The 17,732-nt window shown below is 42.6% G+C and carries 20 protein-coding genes; all 20 read left to right on the top strand.

Annotated elements, in window-relative coordinates; translation table 11 throughout:
• Positions 1-167 precede the first annotated feature (167 nt).
• Positions 168-440 carry an HU family DNA-binding protein gene (locus BLR82_RS00810; RefSeq protein WP_074597130.1) on the top strand — a complete coding sequence of 91 codons (273 nt, stop codon included), beginning with the start codon at positions 168-170 and terminating at the stop codon, positions 438-440.
• Positions 441-609: 169 nt separating this feature from the next.
• The gene (locus tag BLR82_RS00815) at positions 610-1,419 is read left to right on the top strand and encodes a heptaprenyl diphosphate synthase component 1 (RefSeq protein WP_074598211.1); all 810 of its coding nucleotides are present in this window, start codon (positions 610-612) and stop codon (positions 1,417-1,419) included.
• A 5-nt stretch (positions 1,420-1,424) separates the two neighbouring features.
• Complete coding sequence (gene menG / locus BLR82_RS00820) at positions 1,425-2,141, top strand: demethylmenaquinone methyltransferase (protein ID WP_074597131.1); 717 nt, start codon at positions 1,425-1,427, stop codon at positions 2,139-2,141.
• 16 nt (positions 2,142-2,157) lie between these two features.
• Positions 2,158-3,129, top strand: coding sequence for a heptaprenyl diphosphate synthase component II (gene hepT, locus BLR82_RS00825; protein WP_074597132.1), 972 nt, complete (start codon positions 2,158-2,160; stop codon positions 3,127-3,129).
• Positions 3,130-3,217: 88 nt separating this feature from the next.
• Complete coding sequence (gene ndk / locus BLR82_RS00830) at positions 3,218-3,664, top strand: nucleoside-diphosphate kinase (protein ID WP_074597133.1); 447 nt, start codon at positions 3,218-3,220, stop codon at positions 3,662-3,664.
• Between the two features lie 556 nt (positions 3,665-4,220).
• On the top strand, positions 4,221-4,991 hold the full coding sequence (locus tag BLR82_RS00835; protein WP_074597134.1) for a CheR family methyltransferase: 771 nt from the start codon (positions 4,221-4,223) through the stop codon (positions 4,989-4,991).
• Positions 4,992-5,151: 160 nt separating this feature from the next.
• Positions 5,152-6,318, top strand: a complete 1,167-nt coding sequence (gene aroC, locus BLR82_RS00840; protein WP_074597135.1) for a chorismate synthase — start codon at positions 5,152-5,154, stop codon at positions 6,316-6,318.
• Positions 6,319-7,398, top strand: coding sequence for a 3-dehydroquinate synthase (aroB, locus tag BLR82_RS00845; RefSeq protein WP_074597136.1), 1,080 nt, complete (start codon positions 6,319-6,321; stop codon positions 7,396-7,398). It begins immediately after the preceding gene.
• Complete coding sequence (gene aroH / locus BLR82_RS00850; RefSeq protein ID WP_074597137.1) at positions 7,395-7,757, top strand: chorismate mutase; 363 nt, start codon at positions 7,395-7,397, stop codon at positions 7,755-7,757. Before aroB ends, aroH begins: the two co-directional genes overlap by 4 nt.
• Positions 7,758-7,772: 15 nt before the next feature.
• Positions 7,773-8,879, top strand: a complete 1,107-nt coding sequence (gene hisC, locus BLR82_RS00855) for a histidinol-phosphate transaminase (RefSeq protein WP_074597138.1) — start codon at positions 7,773-7,775, stop codon at positions 8,877-8,879.
• Positions 8,876-9,976: a prephenate dehydrogenase gene (locus tag BLR82_RS00860; protein WP_074597139.1), complete on the top strand. Its 1,101-nt coding sequence runs from the start codon at positions 8,876-8,878 to the stop codon at positions 9,974-9,976. Before hisC ends, BLR82_RS00860 begins: the two co-directional genes overlap by 4 nt.
• 14 nt (positions 9,977-9,990) lie before the next feature.
• Complete coding sequence (gene aroA / locus BLR82_RS00865; RefSeq protein ID WP_074597140.1) at positions 9,991-11,289, top strand: 3-phosphoshikimate 1-carboxyvinyltransferase; 1,299 nt, start codon at positions 9,991-9,993, stop codon at positions 11,287-11,289.
• Between the two features lie 52 nt (positions 11,290-11,341).
• Positions 11,342-12,217, top strand: a complete 876-nt coding sequence (locus BLR82_RS00870; RefSeq protein ID WP_074597141.1) for a hypothetical protein — start codon at positions 11,342-11,344, stop codon at positions 12,215-12,217.
• Positions 12,218-12,251: 34 nt separating this feature from the next.
• Positions 12,252-13,514, top strand: coding sequence for a tetratricopeptide repeat protein (locus BLR82_RS00875; RefSeq protein WP_074597142.1), 1,263 nt, complete (start codon positions 12,252-12,254; stop codon positions 13,512-13,514).
• Between the two features lie 29 nt (positions 13,515-13,543).
• Positions 13,544-14,104 (top strand): ReoY family proteolytic degradation factor, encoded by a 561-nt coding sequence (locus tag BLR82_RS00880; RefSeq protein ID WP_074597143.1) that lies wholly within the window; start codon positions 13,544-13,546, stop codon positions 14,102-14,104.
• A 116-nt stretch (positions 14,105-14,220) separates the two neighbouring features.
• Positions 14,221-14,679, top strand: coding sequence for a DUF2487 family protein (locus BLR82_RS00885; protein ID WP_074597144.1), 459 nt, complete (start codon positions 14,221-14,223; stop codon positions 14,677-14,679).
• Positions 14,680-14,893: 214 nt separating this feature from the next.
• Positions 14,894-15,403, top strand: a complete 510-nt coding sequence (locus BLR82_RS00890) for a QcrA and Rieske domain-containing protein (protein ID WP_074597145.1) — start codon at positions 14,894-14,896, stop codon at positions 15,401-15,403.
• A gap of 3 nt (positions 15,404-15,406) precedes the next feature.
• Positions 15,407-16,081, top strand: coding sequence for a menaquinol-cytochrome c reductase cytochrome b subunit (gene qcrB / locus BLR82_RS00895; RefSeq protein ID WP_074597146.1), 675 nt, complete (start codon positions 15,407-15,409; stop codon positions 16,079-16,081).
• Between the two features lie 33 nt (positions 16,082-16,114).
• Complete coding sequence (locus BLR82_RS00900) at positions 16,115-16,894, top strand: menaquinol-cytochrome c reductase cytochrome b/c subunit (protein WP_074597147.1); 780 nt, start codon at positions 16,115-16,117, stop codon at positions 16,892-16,894.
• A 99-nt stretch (positions 16,895-16,993) separates the two neighbouring features.
• On the top strand, positions 16,994-17,581 hold the full coding sequence (lhaT, locus tag BLR82_RS00905) for a lipoprotein heptaprenylglyceryl N-acetyltransferase LhaT (protein WP_074597148.1): 588 nt from the start codon (positions 16,994-16,996) through the stop codon (positions 17,579-17,581).
• Positions 17,582-17,732: the final 151 nt, after the last annotated feature.

Consider the following 17,732-nt stretch of genomic DNA (forward strand, 5'->3'; position numbering starts at 1 on the left):
TAAAGTTGCTGATTTTTGTTGAAATTCCTTAAAAACTCGGTTATTATAAGCCATGTCATCTTTTTAACAGGTGACGGAGGTATAAAATACTTAATAAATGTGAACAAATGGAAGTATGACTTCATTGTTCGAAACAGGTAAGCAAAGATTGGGAGGAGGTGAATGTCATGAACAAAACTGAACTAATTAACACAGTCGCAGAAAGAAGCGATCTTTCTAAAAAAGATGCTACTAAAGCTGTAGACGCAGTTTTTGAATCTATCATGGATTCACTTAAAGACGGTGAGAAAGTACAATTGATTGGTTTCGGAAACTTTGAGGTGCGCGAACGTGCTGCTCGTAAAGGACGTAACCCTCAAACAGGAGATGAAATTGAAATCCCTGCAAGCAAGGTTCCTGCTTTCAAACCGGGTAAAGCCCTGAAAGATAATGTAAAATAATTTACATAAGGGCAAAAAGGGTGCGATTTAAAGCACCCTTTTTATTTTTGCTCAATTTGAGTTGCTTTCCTGACTATCTAATTGTTGAGGTGCTTTAGGCGATAACCTGGGGGAGTTATGTTATAATATAGATTAGACAAGATTGGGAATATGCATGAAAGGGCTTGGGGTGATTACGTTGAAAACATCGAATTTACCGCTTGGGGAATTGAAAAAAGCGATTGAAAAGAAGATACAGCATTCCTATTTGGAGAAGTATATTCAAAAGCCCGTCATCGATGAAGATAAATTATATATTCTGTCCTCTATCATCAAAAACACTACATATTCAGAGACAAAAAAGAAAAATTACATTATAACTGTCATGTTAGTACAAATCGCGTTGGACACCCATGATTTAGTAGCTAAGCATGAGGAAAAAAATGAAACGGACCAGACGAAGAAGCAAAGACAGCTTACAGTGCTAGCCGGCGATTATTTCAGTGGATTATATTATTACTTTTTATCCCAGCTTGATGACATAGCAATGATTCATACACTGGCATCCGCAATAAAGGAAATCAATGAACTAAAGATGACAGTTTATTATAAAGAATTCGAGTCAATCGAGGAATTCATGGATGCTTTGAAGCAAATTGAGTCGTTACTGATCCGGCGTGTTGCCGAGTTTTTTGAACGCTCCGCCGTCAATGAATTTACGAGCAATTGGCTCTTGACGAGAAAATTGATAAAGGAAAAACATAGTTACCTTCAACAAGAACATTCGCCTGTTTTCGACTTGTTGACAAAAGGACCAGCACATAATATTCACTATAATCAAATCGTCAATACAGTCGAGCAGTTTATTCAGCATAGTTTTTCAAAAGTGGAAGAGACCGTATCGCAGCTTCCTGTCCACTTTCAATCCTTGAAAACTTATACGAATACTATCATTTATGAATATTTGGGGAACAATTCCAAAATAGTGGAGGAAGGTTGACCGCTATGAATCAACAAACAAAAGAAGAACGTGTCCACCACGTTTTTGAGAAAATATATAACCGATATGATGTCATGAATTCCATCATCTCTTTTCAAAGGCACAAGGCATGGCGGAAGGATGTTATGAAGCGAATGGATGTCCAAGAAGGGGATTCGGCGCTTGATGTCTGTTGCGGCACGGGAGACTGGTCTTTGGCTTTAGCTGAAGCGGTAGGGGAAACAGGAAAAGTTGTCGGTCTGGATTTCAGTGAAAATATGCTTTCGGTCGGCATGGCTAAACAACAGGAACATCAGATAGATCATTTGGAATTTGTTCATGGAAATGCCATGGAACTTCCATTTGATGATAACAGCTTTGATTTTGTAACCATTGGTTTTGGGCTGCGCAATGTACCGGATTATATGCAAGTGTTAAAAGAGATGACGAGAGTAGTGAAGCCCGGCGGTAAGGTGGTTTGCCTGGAAACATCCCAGCCCACTGCCCCTGGTTTCCGGCAAGTCTATTACTTTTATTTCCGCTTTATCATGCCTTTGTTCGGCAGGATGTTTGCTAAAAGCTATGATGAGTACTCTTGGCTTCATGAGTCAGCAAAAGATTTTCCAGGAAAACAAGAATTGCGTACCATGTTTCTGGATGCTGGAATGACAAATGTGCAAATGAAAGGCTATACAGGTGGAGTAGCCGCTATGCATATGGGAGAAAAGCCATCTCAAACTTAATGCAAAGGTGACCAACATGAAATTAGCAATGACCTATTCTTATTTAAAACAAGATTTAGATCAAATCGAAAAAGCCCTTGATGAGACTATCCATGCAAAACACCCGGTTCTGAGGGATGCTTCCCAGCAACTGCTACAGGCCGGGGGAAAACGTCTCCGCCCTGTATTCGTATTGTTAGCTGCAAAATTCGGGCATTATGATATCGAGCGAATGAAGACAATAGCTGTTTCGATGGAATTAATACATATGGCTTCCCTTGTCCATGATGATGTGATCGATGAATCCGAACTGCGTCGTGGCGAGCCAACCGTCAAAGCAAAATGGGATAACCGCGTGGCAATGTACACTGGCGATTACATATTCGCCCGCTCGCTTGAATATTTGACCTCTTTGGAGAAGCCTCGGGCTCATAAACAGTTATCCGAAACAATCGTGGAACTGTGCATAGGAGAAGTCGAACAGATACGTGATAAGTATGTTGTAAACCAAAACGTTCGAAATTATTTGCGCAGGATCAAGCGAAAGACCGCGCTGTTGATTTCGTCGAGCTGCCGACTCGGGGCTATTGCGGCAGAGGTACCGGAACCTTATGAAAAAGCTCTATACCATTATGGTTACAACATCGGAATGTCCTATCAGATTATCGACGACATTCTTGATTTTACCGCTACGGAGAAAGAGCTTGGAAAACCGGCTGGCAGTGATTTACTTCAGGGTAACCTTACTCTGCCGGTGTTTTATGCGATGGAAGATCCGGTTTTTAGGTCTGAATTAGAAAAACTGTTTGAAGACCCTTCACGATTGACCAACCATGATATCCGCCCGTTTATCGATAGAATTAAAGCTTCTGGAGCCATTGACAAATCTTTTGATTTGAGTGAGAAATATTTACTGAAGGCTTATCAATCACTTGATGAACTTCCAGATATCAAGGCGAAACAGACGCTGAAGGATATAGCAAAATATATCGGCAAACGAAAATCTTAATACCGATTGTAATTATTGCAATAATTTGATAGACTTTACTAGGTTAGCGCTTTCATACATACCAAATTATCGCGAAGAGGTGGAAGTAATGGAAAAAACTTTTGTTATGATTAAACCTGATGGCGTACAGCGAAATTTAATCGGCACCATTGTCGAAAGGTTTGAAAAGAAAGGATATCAGTTAAAGGCTGCAAAATTAATGCACATTAGTGACGAGCTAGCCGGAGAACATTATGGCGAACACAAGGGAAAACCGTTTTATGATGAACTGGTTTCCTTCATCACGTCATCCCCGGTCTTTGCAATGGTGTGGGAAGGCGATAATGTAATCGCTGCGGCCAGGCAAATGATGGGCAAAACGAATCCTCAAGAAGCTTCACCTGGTACGATAAGGGGAGATTTCGGTATTTCGGTCGGAAAGAATATTATTCACGGATCTGATTCTTCGGAAAGTGCGGAGCGTGAAATTAATTTATTTTTCGATGAACAGGAACTATTGCAATATGACAAAATTAATAAAAACTGGTTGTACTAGTTTTTAAAGTGGCTGGTATAAAAGAATAGCGGCTGTAAGAAAAACCGGGCGATATTGCGAATTCGTTCGGTTTTTCCTTTTCTGTCTCGTAACTACTTATTAACTTCTGATGGGATGATGTCTTGCTATAGAGCTTACCCCCTTCAGAGGGCATATTCCAATTTTTGTACGGCAAAACGCCACTCAGCGGCTTGTTACCGTAAGGTTGGAACACTTCGATTCTAGTGAGTACTTTTCCTTCAGTATCATAGTAACAAAGCAGGATGAAAAACCGGGTTAAACCCCATCCATAGAATCTATATACTAGGCAGGAATTGTCATGTGGCCCCTTCAATTTTGTTTTGGAAGGGCTGATAGTCATTCGCATCTTAGTCCTTTGTCCTTTCGCAACTTTTTTAGATTGTTCATATACATATATACAATTTAGGAAAGCTGCTTAATCAAAAAACATCTATTTTTACATTTTTTCTACATAATGTACTGATTTTTGTTTACTTATCTATTAAATTTCATTAGGATAATAATTATCATGAGTGGAAGAAGAGGAGAAAGTTGAATGACAGACTATCAGGAATTCACTGCTTTGATACATAAGAAAACGGGTTTGAATTTAGAGTTATATAAAGAAGTGCAGATGAAAAGACGTTTGAATACTTTAAGGGAGAAACGCGGTTTTAAGGATTTTATCTCCTATTATCACGCCATGTCCGCTGACAATACGATTTTTAAGGAATTTTTGGACAGGGTCACGATTAACGTTTCGGAATTTTACAGGAATTATCCAAGGTGGGAAGTGTTGGAGAAAAAAATACTTCCTTCCCTATTAAAAAAGAAAAAAAAGCTTAAGGTTTGGAGTGCTGCTTGTTCAACGGGAGAGGAGCCCTACACGATTGCCATGATTCTCCGTCAATACATGGACCCTGCAAATATTACCATTATTGCCACGGACTTAGACGAAGCGGTATTGGAAAGGGCGAGAAAAGGCATTTATCCGGAGCGATCGTTAAAGGAAGTTCCCCCAGCAGTGAAGAAACAATACTTCCATCAGGATGGACCTTTGTTTCGTGTGGATGATTCAATAAAGCGATTGGTTCAATTTAAAAAACATAATCTGTTGTCCGATCGATTTGAACAAAATCTAGACTTGATAGTTTGCAGAAATGTGTTAATCTATTTCACCGAGGAAGCAAAGCAAACGGTCTATCAAAATTTCAGTAACTCTTTAAACAAGGACGGCGTGTTTTTTGTCGGCAGTACAGAGCAGATTTTCCAGCCTCAACATTACGATTTGCGCGTAATCGACAATTTCTTTTATCAAAAGCAATAATGGTTCCTACGAAAAGGCGTCTCCTCAGGGAGGTGCCTTTTTATATGAATAGGGGAGAATAAATACAGAATTGTAAGCGTTTTCTGAATATTTTTCTGCCCACAATGATTACAAGGTATGATATAGTAGTACAAAATTAATTGTATATGGAGGTATATTCATGCGCTATTTAACCGCTGGAGAATCACATGGCAAACAATTGACCACCATTATCGAAGGGCTGCCTGCCCAGCTTCCTTTAACGAAAGAAAATATTAATGAATCCTTGTTGCGCAGACAAAAAGGGCATGGAAGAGGAAAGCGGATGCAAATTGAAAAAGACCTGGTTGAAATAGCAGGCGGTGTGCGCCACGGGTATACCCTTGGTTCCCCGATAGCAATGGTAATACATAATGATGATTTTAAGCACTGGGAAGATATTATGGGTGAAGATCCTTTTCCGGAAGGACAGAAAATACGCCGGACAGTAACAAGACCCAGACCCGGGCATGCAGATTTAAACGGCGCGATGAAATATGGCCACCGGGATATCAGGAATGTACTGGAGCGGTCTTCTGCCAGGGAAACAGCGGCTAGAGTGGCAGCGGGTGCCGTGGCAAAAACGCTTCTTGCCCAGTTGGATATCCATGTGGTCGGTTATGTACGAGAAATAGCAGGGATCAAAGCCGGCGAAAAACCAAACCTGACCATGGATGAACGTAAGCGAATTTCAGAACAATCACCTGTTCACTGTCTGGATGAAAATGCCGGCCGACAAATGATGGAGGCAATTGACCAGGCGAAAAAAGAAGGAGATTCCATTGGCGGGGTATGTGAAGTATACGTGGAAGGAATGCCGGCAGGTGTCGGTTCCTATGTACATTATGATCGCAAACTCGATGGACGAATCGCCGGTAGCGTTGCCAGCATCAATGCATTCAAAGGCGTCGAATTTGGAATTGGATTTGAGGCTGCACGAAAAAACGGAAGTGAAGTACACGATGAAATTGCGTGGGAGAAAGAAAGAGGCTACTACCGCAAAACAAACCGTTTGGGAGGTTTTGAAGGTGGCATGACGACTGGCATGCCAATCGTCGTAAAAGGAGTAATGAAGCCGATTCCTACGCTTTATAAGCCGTTGCAAAGTGTGGACATCGATTCAAAAGAGCCTTTTTCAGCAAGTATCGAGCGGTCGGACGCGTGTGCTGTGCCTGCTGCTTCTGTTGTAATGGAACATGTCGTCGCATTTGAGCTGGCAAAAGGGTTGCTGGAACAGTTTCCTCACGATCAGTTTCCTAAATTGAAAGAAGCACTGGAATCTTACCGGAAAGAAATCAGGGAATTTTAAATGAATTCAATTACCATTGAAACTAACACCAATCAATATGATGTTCACATCGGAGAAAAAATCAGGCATAAACTTCCTTCCTTTCTCCCGAAGGATTACCAGACCATCATGATTGTGACGGATAGCTCTGTTGCTAATCTTTACTTGGAAGATGTAAAAGAGGCTTTTCCGTCGGAACAAAGAGTTTTCACTTCCATTGTTCCCGCTGGTGAAGTATCAAAAAGTAAAGATGCTTATTTTGACTTGATAACCGATTGCATTCAACGTCAACTGGATCGCCATTCTTTAATCATCGCACTTGGTGGTGGGGTTGTTGGCGACCTGGCTGGTTTCGTTGCTGCCACCTATATGAGAGGGATTGATTATGTCCAGGTACCGACCACGATACTGGCACACGACAGCAGTGTCGGAGGAAAGGTTGCTATCAATCACCCGGAAGGAAAAAATTTGATCGGAAGCTTTTATCCCCCTGTAGCAGTCATCTATGATGTCGAAACGCTGTATACTCTCCCGGAACAGGAAATCCGTTCAGGTTATGCAGAGGTCGTCAAGCATGGATTGATCAGCGATGAGGCCTATTTCGAGAGTGTCCTGTCTCAAGGGGGTATCCACAAGCTTTCCAATTCCATATTGACCGAACATCTGCTTAAAGGAATAAAAGTAAAAGCAGAAATTGTCGAAAAAGATGAGAAAGAACACGGAATCAGGCAATATTTGAATTTTGGCCACACACTCGGTCACGCACTGGAGGCAGAACTCGGTTATGGCCGCATTACCCATGGTGAAGCAGTCGCCGTCGGAATGCTGTTTGCAATGAAAGTGAGTGAGGTTGTTTTTGGTAACACTTCGCCGATAAACAAACTGCACGGCTGGCTGAAGAAAAATCGCTACCCAATGGAATTTCAAGATATTGACACGGTGAGACTCGTTAATCGCATGAAAATAGATAAAAAATCAAAAAACCAACAAATACAAATGGTATTGTTGAAAAAAATAGGGCAGCTTGAGGTAAGGGAAGTAAATGATGAATTGTTGCTCAAGATCGTAAAAGATTTTTTTAGAGAGTTGGTGATGAATTGATCAGAGGAATCAGGGGAGCTACAACCGTAGTGGAAAATGACGCAAATGAGATTGTCGCTAATACTAAGAAGCTGGTCATGGAGATGGCGGAGGTCAATCAAATTTCACCCGATGAGATTGCGACTGTGCTAATATCTGCTACAGCGGATATCAATGCAGGCTTCCCTGCTAAAGCACTTCGTGAAATAAACGGATGGAAGTATGTACCGGTCATGTGTATGAAAGAAATGGAAGTCCCAAATAGTCTTCCAAAATGCATTCGTGTTATGATGACTGTTAACAGTCACGCACGTCAGGAAGAAGTTCAGCATATCTACCATAATCAGGCAGTGCAGCTGAGACCAGATTTGTCGCGTTAGAGAGGAGACGGAGTAATGTTAGCAAAAAAGGTATTTAAAGGGATGGCACCCTACAAACCAGGTAAACAAATAGAAGATGTGAAATCGGAATATGGACTCGAAAAAATAACCAAGCTTGCTTCCAATGAGAATCCATTTGGTTTCTCGCCAAAAGTCGAACAGGCCTTACCCGAACTGATCAAAAGTCTGGAAATATACCCGGATGGTTACTCCACTGTTTTGCGTGCCAGATTGGCAGAAAGACTCGGAATCGATGGTGAACAGCTGATTTTTGGTTGCGGTTCTGATGAAGTAGTGGAAATTATTTGTCGAACCTACCTGGACGAAGGTACCAATACAGTGATGGCTCATCCGACTTTTCCGCAATATAAGCACAATGCCTTGATTGAGGGTGCTGAAGTTCGGGAGGTACCGTTAGCGAATGGGTATCATGATCTGCAGGAAATGCTGAACCAAATTGATGATAAGACCAGGATTTTATGGCTTTGTTCTCCGAATAATCCCACAGGTTCATTAATTAATAAGGAAGGTTTCCGTTTTGTAATGGAGAATTGTCCAGACCATGTCCTTGTCGTAGTGGATGAAGCCTACTATGAATATATCGAAACAGAAGATGCTCCTGATTCCGTCAAGGCACTGGAAACATACGCTAATCTGATTGTGCTGAGAACTTTTTCCAAGGCGTATGGGCTAGCAGGATTACGAATTGGTTATGGTGTTGCCAGCAAGGAGATTGCCATGCTGCTCAATATTACCCGAGGGCCGTTCAATACAACTTCCACGGCTCAGAAAGCAGCCTTGCTTGCCTTGGAAGATGACCAATTTTTACGGGAGTCTGTCGAAAAAAATATAGAAAATAAGCAGCAGTTTATGACGTTTTGTGACCAAAAGGGGCTGGAATATTATGATTCAGAGACCAATTTTCTTTTCGTCAAGCTGCCTGTAAGCGGTGATGAGATGTTTGAATATTTATTGAAGAAAGGATTCATCGTCCGTTCCGGTGAAGCTCTTGGCCATCCTAATGGAATCCGGGTGACTATCGGCAATCTGGACGATATGACAAAAATCGAGTCACATATCAGTGAATATCTGACTTTCTTAAAGGAAGGGAAGATACAGTGAACAAAACAGTCCTGGTCGCCGGTCTCGGATTGATCGGTGGTTCTATTGCATTATCTATTAAACAGGCTGGCAAGCACCGTATAATCGGCTATGATATCGACTCTTCTGTTTTAGAATATTGCATCCTGCATGGAATTATAGAGGAAGGGCTGGAGGATTTTGAAAAGGCTGCCCAAATAGCCGATTATATTATTTTGGCAGCTCCCGTTTCGAAAACGGTCGATCTTATTCAGCGTCTAAACACTTTTCCATTGGACAAACAAGTGATTGTTTCAGACGTTTCTTCTGTCAAACAGCCGATTATGGATGCTGCCGAGTCACTGACTTCTCCGTTCATTCGATTCATTGGGGGCCATCCGATGGCCGGTTCGCATAAGAAGGGGATCGAGGCTGCCAGAGTCCATCTATTTGAAAATGCTATATACGTATTGTCGCCAATGTATAACTTTACAGATGATGCGGTGGAAGAACTGCAAGCCTTGTTGCAGGGAACAAAAAGCAAATTCATGATATTGAATCCAGTGGAACATGACGAAATGACCAGTGTTATTTCGCATTTCCCTCACTTGATCGCATCTTCTCTTGTCCATCAGGCAAAGAACTGGCAGGAAACCCATCCGTATATACCGAAACTTGCTGCCGGCGGTTTCCGGGATATCACAAGGATTGCATCCAGCAATCCTGAGATGTGGCAGGACATTTTTTTTCACAATCGTCAAGGTATGGCCAAATTGCTGGAGGATTGGATTACAGAAATGAGCTCATTAAAGGAACTGCTGGTAAATGGTGATCGGGGAACGATGTATGATTACTTAGCACAAGCCAAGGAGTACCGTGATGGACTAGCGCCGAAGAAAAAAGGAGCAATCCCTGCTTTTTACGATCTCTATGTCGCTATTCGAGATCAACCGGGAGCTTTGCTAAAGGTAGTAGAACTGTTGGCTTCCAGTCAAATAAGTATAAACAATATTGAGATATTGGAGATTCGCGAAGGAATAACAGGGGCTCTTCGCTTAAGTTTCCCTGATAAAAAATCTCAGCAGGACAGTGATCGGATCTTATCAGGAAAAGGTTACGAAACCACTATACAAGAGTAAAAGGAGAAGAGAAAATGGCTAAGCGCACTTTCCATGCTGCCCACTCTCCGCTGACTGGAGAATTGGCGGTTCCAGGAGATAAATCAATCTCTCACCGTGCTGTGATTTTCGGCTCACTAGCTGAAGGAGTTACAGAGATTACCAATTTCTTACGTGGAGAAGATTGTTTAAGGACGATCGATGCCTTTCGAGCGATGGGTGTACACATTGAGGTGAACGAAGAAAAAATAACTGTGTATGGAAAGGGGAAGGATGCACTCAAAGAACCTTCTCAGCCTATCAACTTAGGAAACTCGGGAACTACTGCCCGCCTCCTGATAGGAGTACTGGCTGGATTACCTTATCATTTTGTTTTATATGGAGATGATTCTTTGTCTGGCCGGCCGATGAATCGGGTGACGGTTCCATTAAAAAAAATGGGAGCCGAAATTGACGGGAGGACAGGCGGCAGATTATTGCCCCTGGCAATTAGGGGAGGAAAGCTTCAGTCTATTGACTATGAACCGCCTGTAAAAAGTGCCCAGGTGAAGTCTTGTGTTTTGTTAGCGGGCTTATTGGCAGATGGAAGAACCACCGTTATCGAAAAGACTCCAACCAGAGACCATACAGAAACCATGCTAAAAGGATTCGGTGCAATGCTTGATATTAAAGATGAACGGATTTCCATTGACGGTGGCCAAAAGCTGAAAGGCGCAAACGTGGAAGTTCCTGGCGACATTTCTTCTGCTGCTTTTTTTGCTGTTGCGGCAGCTTTAGTGCCAGGTAGTTCACTCATACTCAAGCGGGTTGGTCTAAATCCGACGAGAACAGGGATACTCGATGTCCTTACAAGCATGGGAGCAGAAATCACGATTCTTGATGAAAAAGTAAATGGCGGAGAGGCAATTGGTGATATCCGGATCGACTATGCTCCGTTGAAAGGCACCACGATTGGCGGCGAATTAATCCCGCGTTTAATTGATGAATTGCCAATTGTGGCTTTGTTGGCTACCCAGGCGGAAGGTGAAACACATATCCGCGACGCGGAAGAACTTCGTTACAAAGAAACGGACAGAATTGTCGCTGTTGCCCAAACACTTCAGGCATTGGGAGCTAAAGTGGAAGTGACCGAAGACGGCATGGTTATTAAAGGAAAAACCCCCCTGCACGGTGGAACAGTGGATTCATATGGAGATCACCGGATCGGTATGATGGCTGGAATAGCCTCCTTCGTGACAGATGGGGCTGTCGCATTGAAAAATCCGGAATGTATCAATATCTCTTATCCATCTTTTTTTGATCACCTGGAAAAAGTCACAAAAGATCATTCATAGTTGTCCAACTGCCTTCATAGTTTGTATAAATCCTGTTAGGAGGTGTACAAGCATGGGGGCTTATTATTTTTACAATGAGTATGTGTATGACGAAGATGGATGGCAGTCAAAAAGCATGATCGTGGAAGACGGGAAATTCACCCGCCGGATTAACGACAAAGCTCCAGCAAGGGAAATGAATACCAAACAGTTCTGGGTTGGCCCTGGAAAGGTGTATTTAGATATAGAAGAGCCTTTTTATCAACAGGCATCACTGGAAGTAAATCTAAGAAAGTTTATTTATCGTGGGTGCACCTTGCTGTTGTGCCAACTGCCGATTCGCAGTCATAGTAATTATAAAAGAAATTTCGCCTCATTCCAGAAGAAGCTGACAGAATCTCCAATCGATTACATGATTGTGCCAAGGATTCCCTTGTCTCAAATACGTCCGGAAATGGTTCGTTTTTTCGGAAGGCAGAAAGTACCGTTTATCCTTGTCGAGCAGGATCCTGTCAAGGAAGTGCAAAAGATAAAATGGGAATGGATTCATCAGGCGCAAAGTTTGACCAAAATACCGCTCTTCATGCTCTCTTCCTCCAAACGGAATCACAGGCAGCAATCCACATGCTGGCCGTCTGTTGCTCCTGAGCTTGATCTCACCCTCGTCAATCCGTCAGAGTTAGAACTGCCCTTGCCAAAAAAACTGTTAAGAAAGACAGGAATTTCTCCGTATAAAGGCGAATTAATACCGCATGCCAGTGCTGACTATAATTTGTTCCTCTTCCAAGAAAACCAATCCATTGATGAACCGCACAATTTCCGATATCATAAAGCTATTCCGGAGGTTACAGTCGCCAAAGGAAAAGTAATCAAAGTAAACCATATCGTTAAATGCCGGAAAGGTAACGGCATGTACAAGAAAGTGTCCATACCTGGTCACTTTGTTTAAAGCGTTGTGCGGTAATGAGAAAGGATGTCCTAGCATGCAGGAAATTCATGAAGCGATAAAATTGATGGAACAAAATAAAACAGAGGAAGCGATCGATAGACTGGAAACATATCTTCCTCTGGCGAACGAAGAAGAAAAATACACCATCGGCGAACTCTATATGCAATGGGGAATGCTGGAGGAGGCGAAATTTATTTTTCAAGCCCTTTCCGAACAGTATCCTAAGGAAGCTGAACTAAAAATCTTGCTGGCGGAAATCCATATCGATCTTGATGAAGATGAAGAGGCAATTGATGTCTTGAACCGTTTTTCTCCTGAAGACGAAGAATATATGGAAGCACTCGTTCAACTGGCGGATTTGTACCAGGCACAAGGACTATTTGAGGTGTCCGAGCAAAAACTGCTGGAGGCCAAAAATTTCGATCCCACTGAGCCGGTAATCGACTTCGCCTTGGGAGAACTGGCTTTTTCTACTGGAGAGTACCAGAAATCAATTCCTTATTATGAAAAAGTGGCAGAGGTACAACCTGTCATCAGTGATATCGAAATTGCAGCAAGACTGGCAGAGGCCTATGCCGCCACAGGAGAGTTTGAAAAGGCGATAGAGCACTATCAGGAAATGGAAAGTGAGAATCCTGACAACTTATTTAAATACGGTTTCACTGCATACCGGGCTCAAAGGCCGGACATTGCCATCAATATATGGGAACAGGTAATCAAAAGCGATCCTTACTATCAGTCTGTTTATTTATATTTAGCCCAAACCTATGAGTCCGAAGGGATGGTTGAAGAAGCTTACGAAACAGCGAAGAAAGGCTTGAAAGCTGATGAATTCAATAAGGAGCTTTATCATCTGGCGGGTGTCCTTGCACTTAAATTGGGTCACCAGGAAGAAAGCTATAAACTTGTTGAAGAAGCAGTGGCAATGGATCCAGGCTTCAAAGAAGCGGTTTTGTTTTTAATTGAAACATACAAAGGGAACAGTGATTACGAAGCAATTATTGAACTACTATCAAGGCTGCTGGAGAACGGGGAAGAGGATGCTAATTACAGGTGGGAACTCGCCCGGGCATATCAGGAGACGGAATCCTATCAAGATGCATTAATTCAATATCAAACCGCATATAATAACTTTACAGAAGACCCTGATTTCTTAAAAGAATTCGGATATTTTCTTGTAGAAGAGGGGAGGATCCGGGAAGCAAAAGAGGTGTTTGCCAAGTATTTAAAATTGGAGCCGAGCGATACAGAGGTCGAGGAATATCTCAGCCGTTTGACCGAGACGGAGGATTTTTAACTCTCTTTAAGAAGGAGGGAGCAATTGCGTTGAACACGCCTATTTCAATTAAGGATAAAAAAGAATTTATTCGTTGGTTTTTGCGAAATTATCAGTTGAAAAGAAGAGAAAGTGTCTGGATTTTGAACTATTTAATCAATCATGAAAACCTATTAGAGCGCGTCCATTTTATCAGGGAAGCCAGGTATTGTCCGCGGGGAATTGTCATCTCTACCTTCTGCTCGGAGGAAGCTCCTTTTCGCTTTTATAAAAACCATATTGTCACGACCGATGCCGAAAAATCGTTTCATGACATACGGTTGAACCGAAAGGATCCGGTATATATTCAACTCAATTTCAAAAATGCGAATCAATCAGCCTCTTATGTAGCAGTTTTGGAAGATAATCCATACCTCCCGGATGACTACTTCATTACAAAGAAAGACCGTCTGGCAGCGAAGGATATGCTGGAAAAATCCATTTATCACACACAGAAACAAAGACTGCAAGAGGGGATTGACTTGGCATTGGATAACCGGGATCAATCAAGCTTTGACCGGTTGATTAAAGAATTGAGGGAACTCGAGGATAGATTTGCGCAGGTAAAGTAGGTTCCGTACAACTGGTATGCAGATAGAAAGGGCGGATTTCATTTTTAATAGATGAAATCCGCTCTTTTTTATGATATTTTTAGTAAAGTGACAAAGAATAGGAAAGGTGACAGACCATGCAATGGAACAAACAAGACTTGGATCAGTATTTTACCGCAGAAGAGTATATTGATACGTTGCTCATTCCGCTGATACCCATTACATTTACAAATCAGAAGGAAATGGAAAAAAGTGCGGCCCAGCAGGAAACGGGAATGATTTTTGTAAGAGAAATGGAAAAGCACTTTAAGGGAAGAATCTTTTTATTGCCAGCCTATCATTATCTTGCTTCAGGGGACTTGGGCGCAGAGGTTTCCCGACTGAATGAATGGGCGGCTAAAGCAAACGAACGGCCGTTCAAGCATGTGTTCTTCTTCAGTTTTGATCCGCATTGGAAGAAACAGGAGCGGAACTTGAACGGAACCTTGTTATGGATGCCGGCCATCCAGACAGAGGATACACAGTCAAAAGAAACACAGTCCATCATCAAAGATCAGGTCAACCAGTTAACCGGCTTGATTAAAACGTATTGGTAACATCGACTATGGTGGTCGGAAGTTATTGCTGGGTGAATCAAAAGGGAATGGCCAGTGTGATTTCCGGCACATAGCCACTCAGCTCATACTTATAGAAACTTTGTCCGCCTGCTTATAATTTATTGACCGGACAAACAGATTGCGCTATCATGGATATGTCCTAGTAAACTTGATATTATCATGTGTTGGATTTTAGCATAGAGGGGGGTAAACCATGAGTGAAAAGAGACAACAAGTGTCCCGTCGCCAGTTTTTGAATTATACGCTTACAGGCGTGGGTGGGTTTATGGCTGCCGGAATGCTTGCGCCGATGGTGCGTTTCGCCATCGATCCAGCATTGCAGGCTTCATCAAAAGGTGATTTTAAAGCTGTGGAAGATGTGGAAAACATTACAGAAGAACCGACAAGGATTGACTGGGAAATTGATCAGGTCGATGCCTGGTATGAGTCAACCGTAACAAAAACTGCCTGGGTCTACAAAGATGAAAATGGTGATATTGTGGCACTGTCTCCGATTTGTAAGCACCTTGGCTGTATGGTCACATGGGCCGGTAATGATGATTATCCAGATCAATTCTATTGCCCGTGCCATGACGGCCGTTATTACAAGAGCGGTGAAAATGTACCAAACACACCGCCGCCAGAAGGCTTGGATTTCTACGAATATAAAATTGAAGATGGGACCTTATTGCTTGGCCCTACAAAACCGAGAGGGGAGGCGTAATCTATGCTGCAAAAACTTTATGATTGGGTAGACGAGCGCGTTGACATTACGCCTTTGTGGCGGGATATTGCCGACCATGAGGTGCCGGAACATGTTAATCCCGCGCATCACTTTTCGGCGTTTGTATATTGTTTTGGCGGATTGACTTTCTTTGTGACAGTCATCCAAATCTTGTCGGGTATGTTTTTGACCATGTATTATGTACCAGACATCGAAAACGCGTGGAGATCTGTATACTATCTACAAACAGAAGTTGCCCATGGACAAATCGTTAGAGGAATGCATCACTGGGGCGCCAGTGTCGTGATTGTCATGCTGTTCCTACATACTTTACGTGTATTTTTCCAGGGAGCATATAAAAAGCCGCGTGAATTGAATTGGATGGTCGGTGTATTGTTGTTCTTCATCATGCTCGGCCTCGGTTTGACCGGTTATTTGCTTCCATGGGATAACAAAGCTTATTTCGCAACCCAGGTAACGCTGGAAATTGCCGAGAAAGTGCCATTTATTGGGGAAGCCACGAAGACATTGATGGCAGGGGATCCAAATATCGTTGGCGCACAAACGTTGACCCGTTTCTTTGCTATCCATGTGTTTTTCCTGCCGGCTGCGTTATTTGCCCTAATGGCCGTCCACTTTATCTTGATTCGAAAGCAAGGTATTTCCGGACCACTATAAGCAACGATGACATCGTAAAAAGGAGGGAAAGCTGTGCATAAAGGGAAAGGGATGAAGTTTGTCGGTGATTCTCGAATCACTGCTGAACGAAAGCCTAATATACCGAAGGACTATTCAGAGTATCCTGGGAGAACAGAAGCGTTTTGGCCGAACTTCCTATTAAAAGAATGGTTGGTTGGGGCGGTATTTCTTGTTGGTTTCTTATGTTTGACTGCCGCTCACCCGGCACCTCTTGAAGGGATCGCCGATCCGACTACTGCAGGTTATATACCATTGCCAGACTGGTATTTCTTATTTTTATACCAATTCTTAAAGTATGAATTTGCCAGTGGCCCGTATTTTGTCATAGGCGCCATCATCGCACCAGGTTTAGCTTTTGGCGGACTCTTGCTGGCTCCGTTTCTGGACAACAGGCCGGGCCGGAAGGTATCTCAGCGTCCAATTGCTGTATCATTGATGTTATTAGGTATGGCAAGTGTTTTCTGGCTTACATATGAAGCTGCAGAACACGTGGATTGGGAACAAAGAGCAGAGGAAAACACGCCTGAACTACCAACCGAAGTGGAAATTGACGAAGATCATCCAGGCTACGAAGTTTACCAAAACAATAGTTGTATTCAATGTCACGGCGAAAGCCTGGAAGGCGGAGCAGCGGCTCCTCCATTAACAGACATTGACCATACAGTAGATGAAATCAAAGATATCGCTCAAAACGGTATCGGGGATATGCCTCCAGGGCAATTTGAAGGAACCGATGAAGAGCTGCAGCAATTGGCTGAGTTTATTGTTGAAGTCAATGAAAGCGGAGAATAATTCCATCTACAAAACCCTCGCCGACATTTGCAGGCGGGGGTTTTTCAGTGAAGGCTGAATTGGCATTCTTGTTGATTGAGGGATGAAGGGAAGGAAGAAATGTATAACTATCTATTAACCAACAAACAGTTTCTTTGGACATTGCTTGGGATCAATATATTGGGGACGATTTACGGATACTATTGGTATGGCAGCCAGTTGGCGGTCACGCCAGCGATTTTTCTTCCGTTTGTACCGGATAGTCCGACAGCAAGTCTGTTCTTTTGCTTGTTTCTGGCATTCTATTTAGCTGGAAGGCAAGCCCCTTATATAGAAGCACTTGCTATCATCACGTTATTTAAGTATGGTGTATGGGCAGTAATCATGAACCTGCTTACTTTATATACCACTGGCGATTTAGTCTGGCAGGGGTATATGCTGATGGCTTCACATGGTGCGATGGCTATTCAGGGTTTGCTGTATGCCCCTTTTTATAAAATAAAGCTGCGGCACATCATGGTTGCAGCCGTCTGGACTTTACATAATGATATTATCGACTACGTATTCGGTATGATGCCGTTTTATTCTTCGTTAACTGATTACATGAATGAAATCGGTTATTTCACTTTTTGGCTGAGTATCGTTTCGATTGCCATCGCTTATTACTTAACTATTCACCTGAAAAGAAAAAGCCATCTCTTATCGTGATGGTTCGCTTTATTTTCGCTTGGTTCTCTGCTATATACCAACGGCATGGAGCTGTTTTTTTGGAGATGAAGGTACTCGGTTTTTATTGATTGAAGATAGCGCATTATGGCAACGGAACATAAAACATCTCTCATTAAGAAATCACTATCTT

The organism is Sediminibacillus halophilus, assembly GCF_900103695.1.
In the GTDB taxonomy this organism is placed as follows: domain Bacteria; phylum Bacillota; class Bacilli; order Bacillales; family Amphibacillaceae; genus Sediminibacillus; species Sediminibacillus halophilus.

What these genes read in the sequence shown, in the direction of transcription:
- ndk (WP_074597133.1), top strand. Translation starts at nt 3,218, where the DNA reads ATGGAAAAAACTTTTGTTATGATTAAACCTGATGGCGTACAGCGAAAT.
- hepT (WP_074597132.1), top strand. Translation starts at nt 2,158, where the DNA reads ATGAAATTAGCAATGACCTATTCTTATTTAAAACAAGATTTAGATCAA.
- BLR82_RS00875 (WP_074597142.1), top strand. Translation starts at nt 12,252, where the DNA reads ATGCAGGAAATTCATGAAGCGATAAAATTGATGGAACAAAATAAAACA.
- BLR82_RS00890 (WP_074597145.1), top strand. Translation starts at nt 14,894, where the DNA reads ATGAGTGAAAAGAGACAACAAGTGTCCCGTCGCCAGTTTTTGAATTAT.
- qcrB (WP_074597146.1), top strand. Translation starts at nt 15,407, where the DNA reads ATGCTGCAAAAACTTTATGATTGGGTAGACGAGCGCGTTGACATTACG.
- aroC (WP_074597135.1), top strand. Translation starts at nt 5,152, where the DNA reads ATGCGCTATTTAACCGCTGGAGAATCACATGGCAAACAATTGACCACC.
- BLR82_RS00810 (WP_074597130.1), top strand. Translation starts at nt 168, where the DNA reads ATGAACAAAACTGAACTAATTAACACAGTCGCAGAAAGAAGCGATCTT.
- BLR82_RS00870 (WP_074597141.1), top strand. Translation starts at nt 11,342, where the DNA reads ATGGGGGCTTATTATTTTTACAATGAGTATGTGTATGACGAAGATGGA.
- BLR82_RS00835 (WP_074597134.1), top strand. Translation starts at nt 4,221, where the DNA reads ATGACAGACTATCAGGAATTCACTGCTTTGATACATAAGAAAACGGGT.
- aroB (WP_074597136.1), top strand. Translation starts at nt 6,319, where the DNA reads ATGAATTCAATTACCATTGAAACTAACACCAATCAATATGATGTTCAC.
- menG (WP_074597131.1), top strand. Translation starts at nt 1,425, where the DNA reads ATGAATCAACAAACAAAAGAAGAACGTGTCCACCACGTTTTTGAGAAA.
- aroA (WP_074597140.1), top strand. Translation starts at nt 9,991, where the DNA reads ATGGCTAAGCGCACTTTCCATGCTGCCCACTCTCCGCTGACTGGAGAA.
- hisC (WP_074597138.1), top strand. Translation starts at nt 7,773, where the DNA reads ATGTTAGCAAAAAAGGTATTTAAAGGGATGGCACCCTACAAACCAGGT.
- BLR82_RS00885 (WP_074597144.1), top strand. Translation starts at nt 14,221, where the DNA reads ATGCAATGGAACAAACAAGACTTGGATCAGTATTTTACCGCAGAAGAG.
- lhaT (WP_074597148.1), top strand. Translation starts at nt 16,994, where the DNA reads ATGTATAACTATCTATTAACCAACAAACAGTTTCTTTGGACATTGCTT.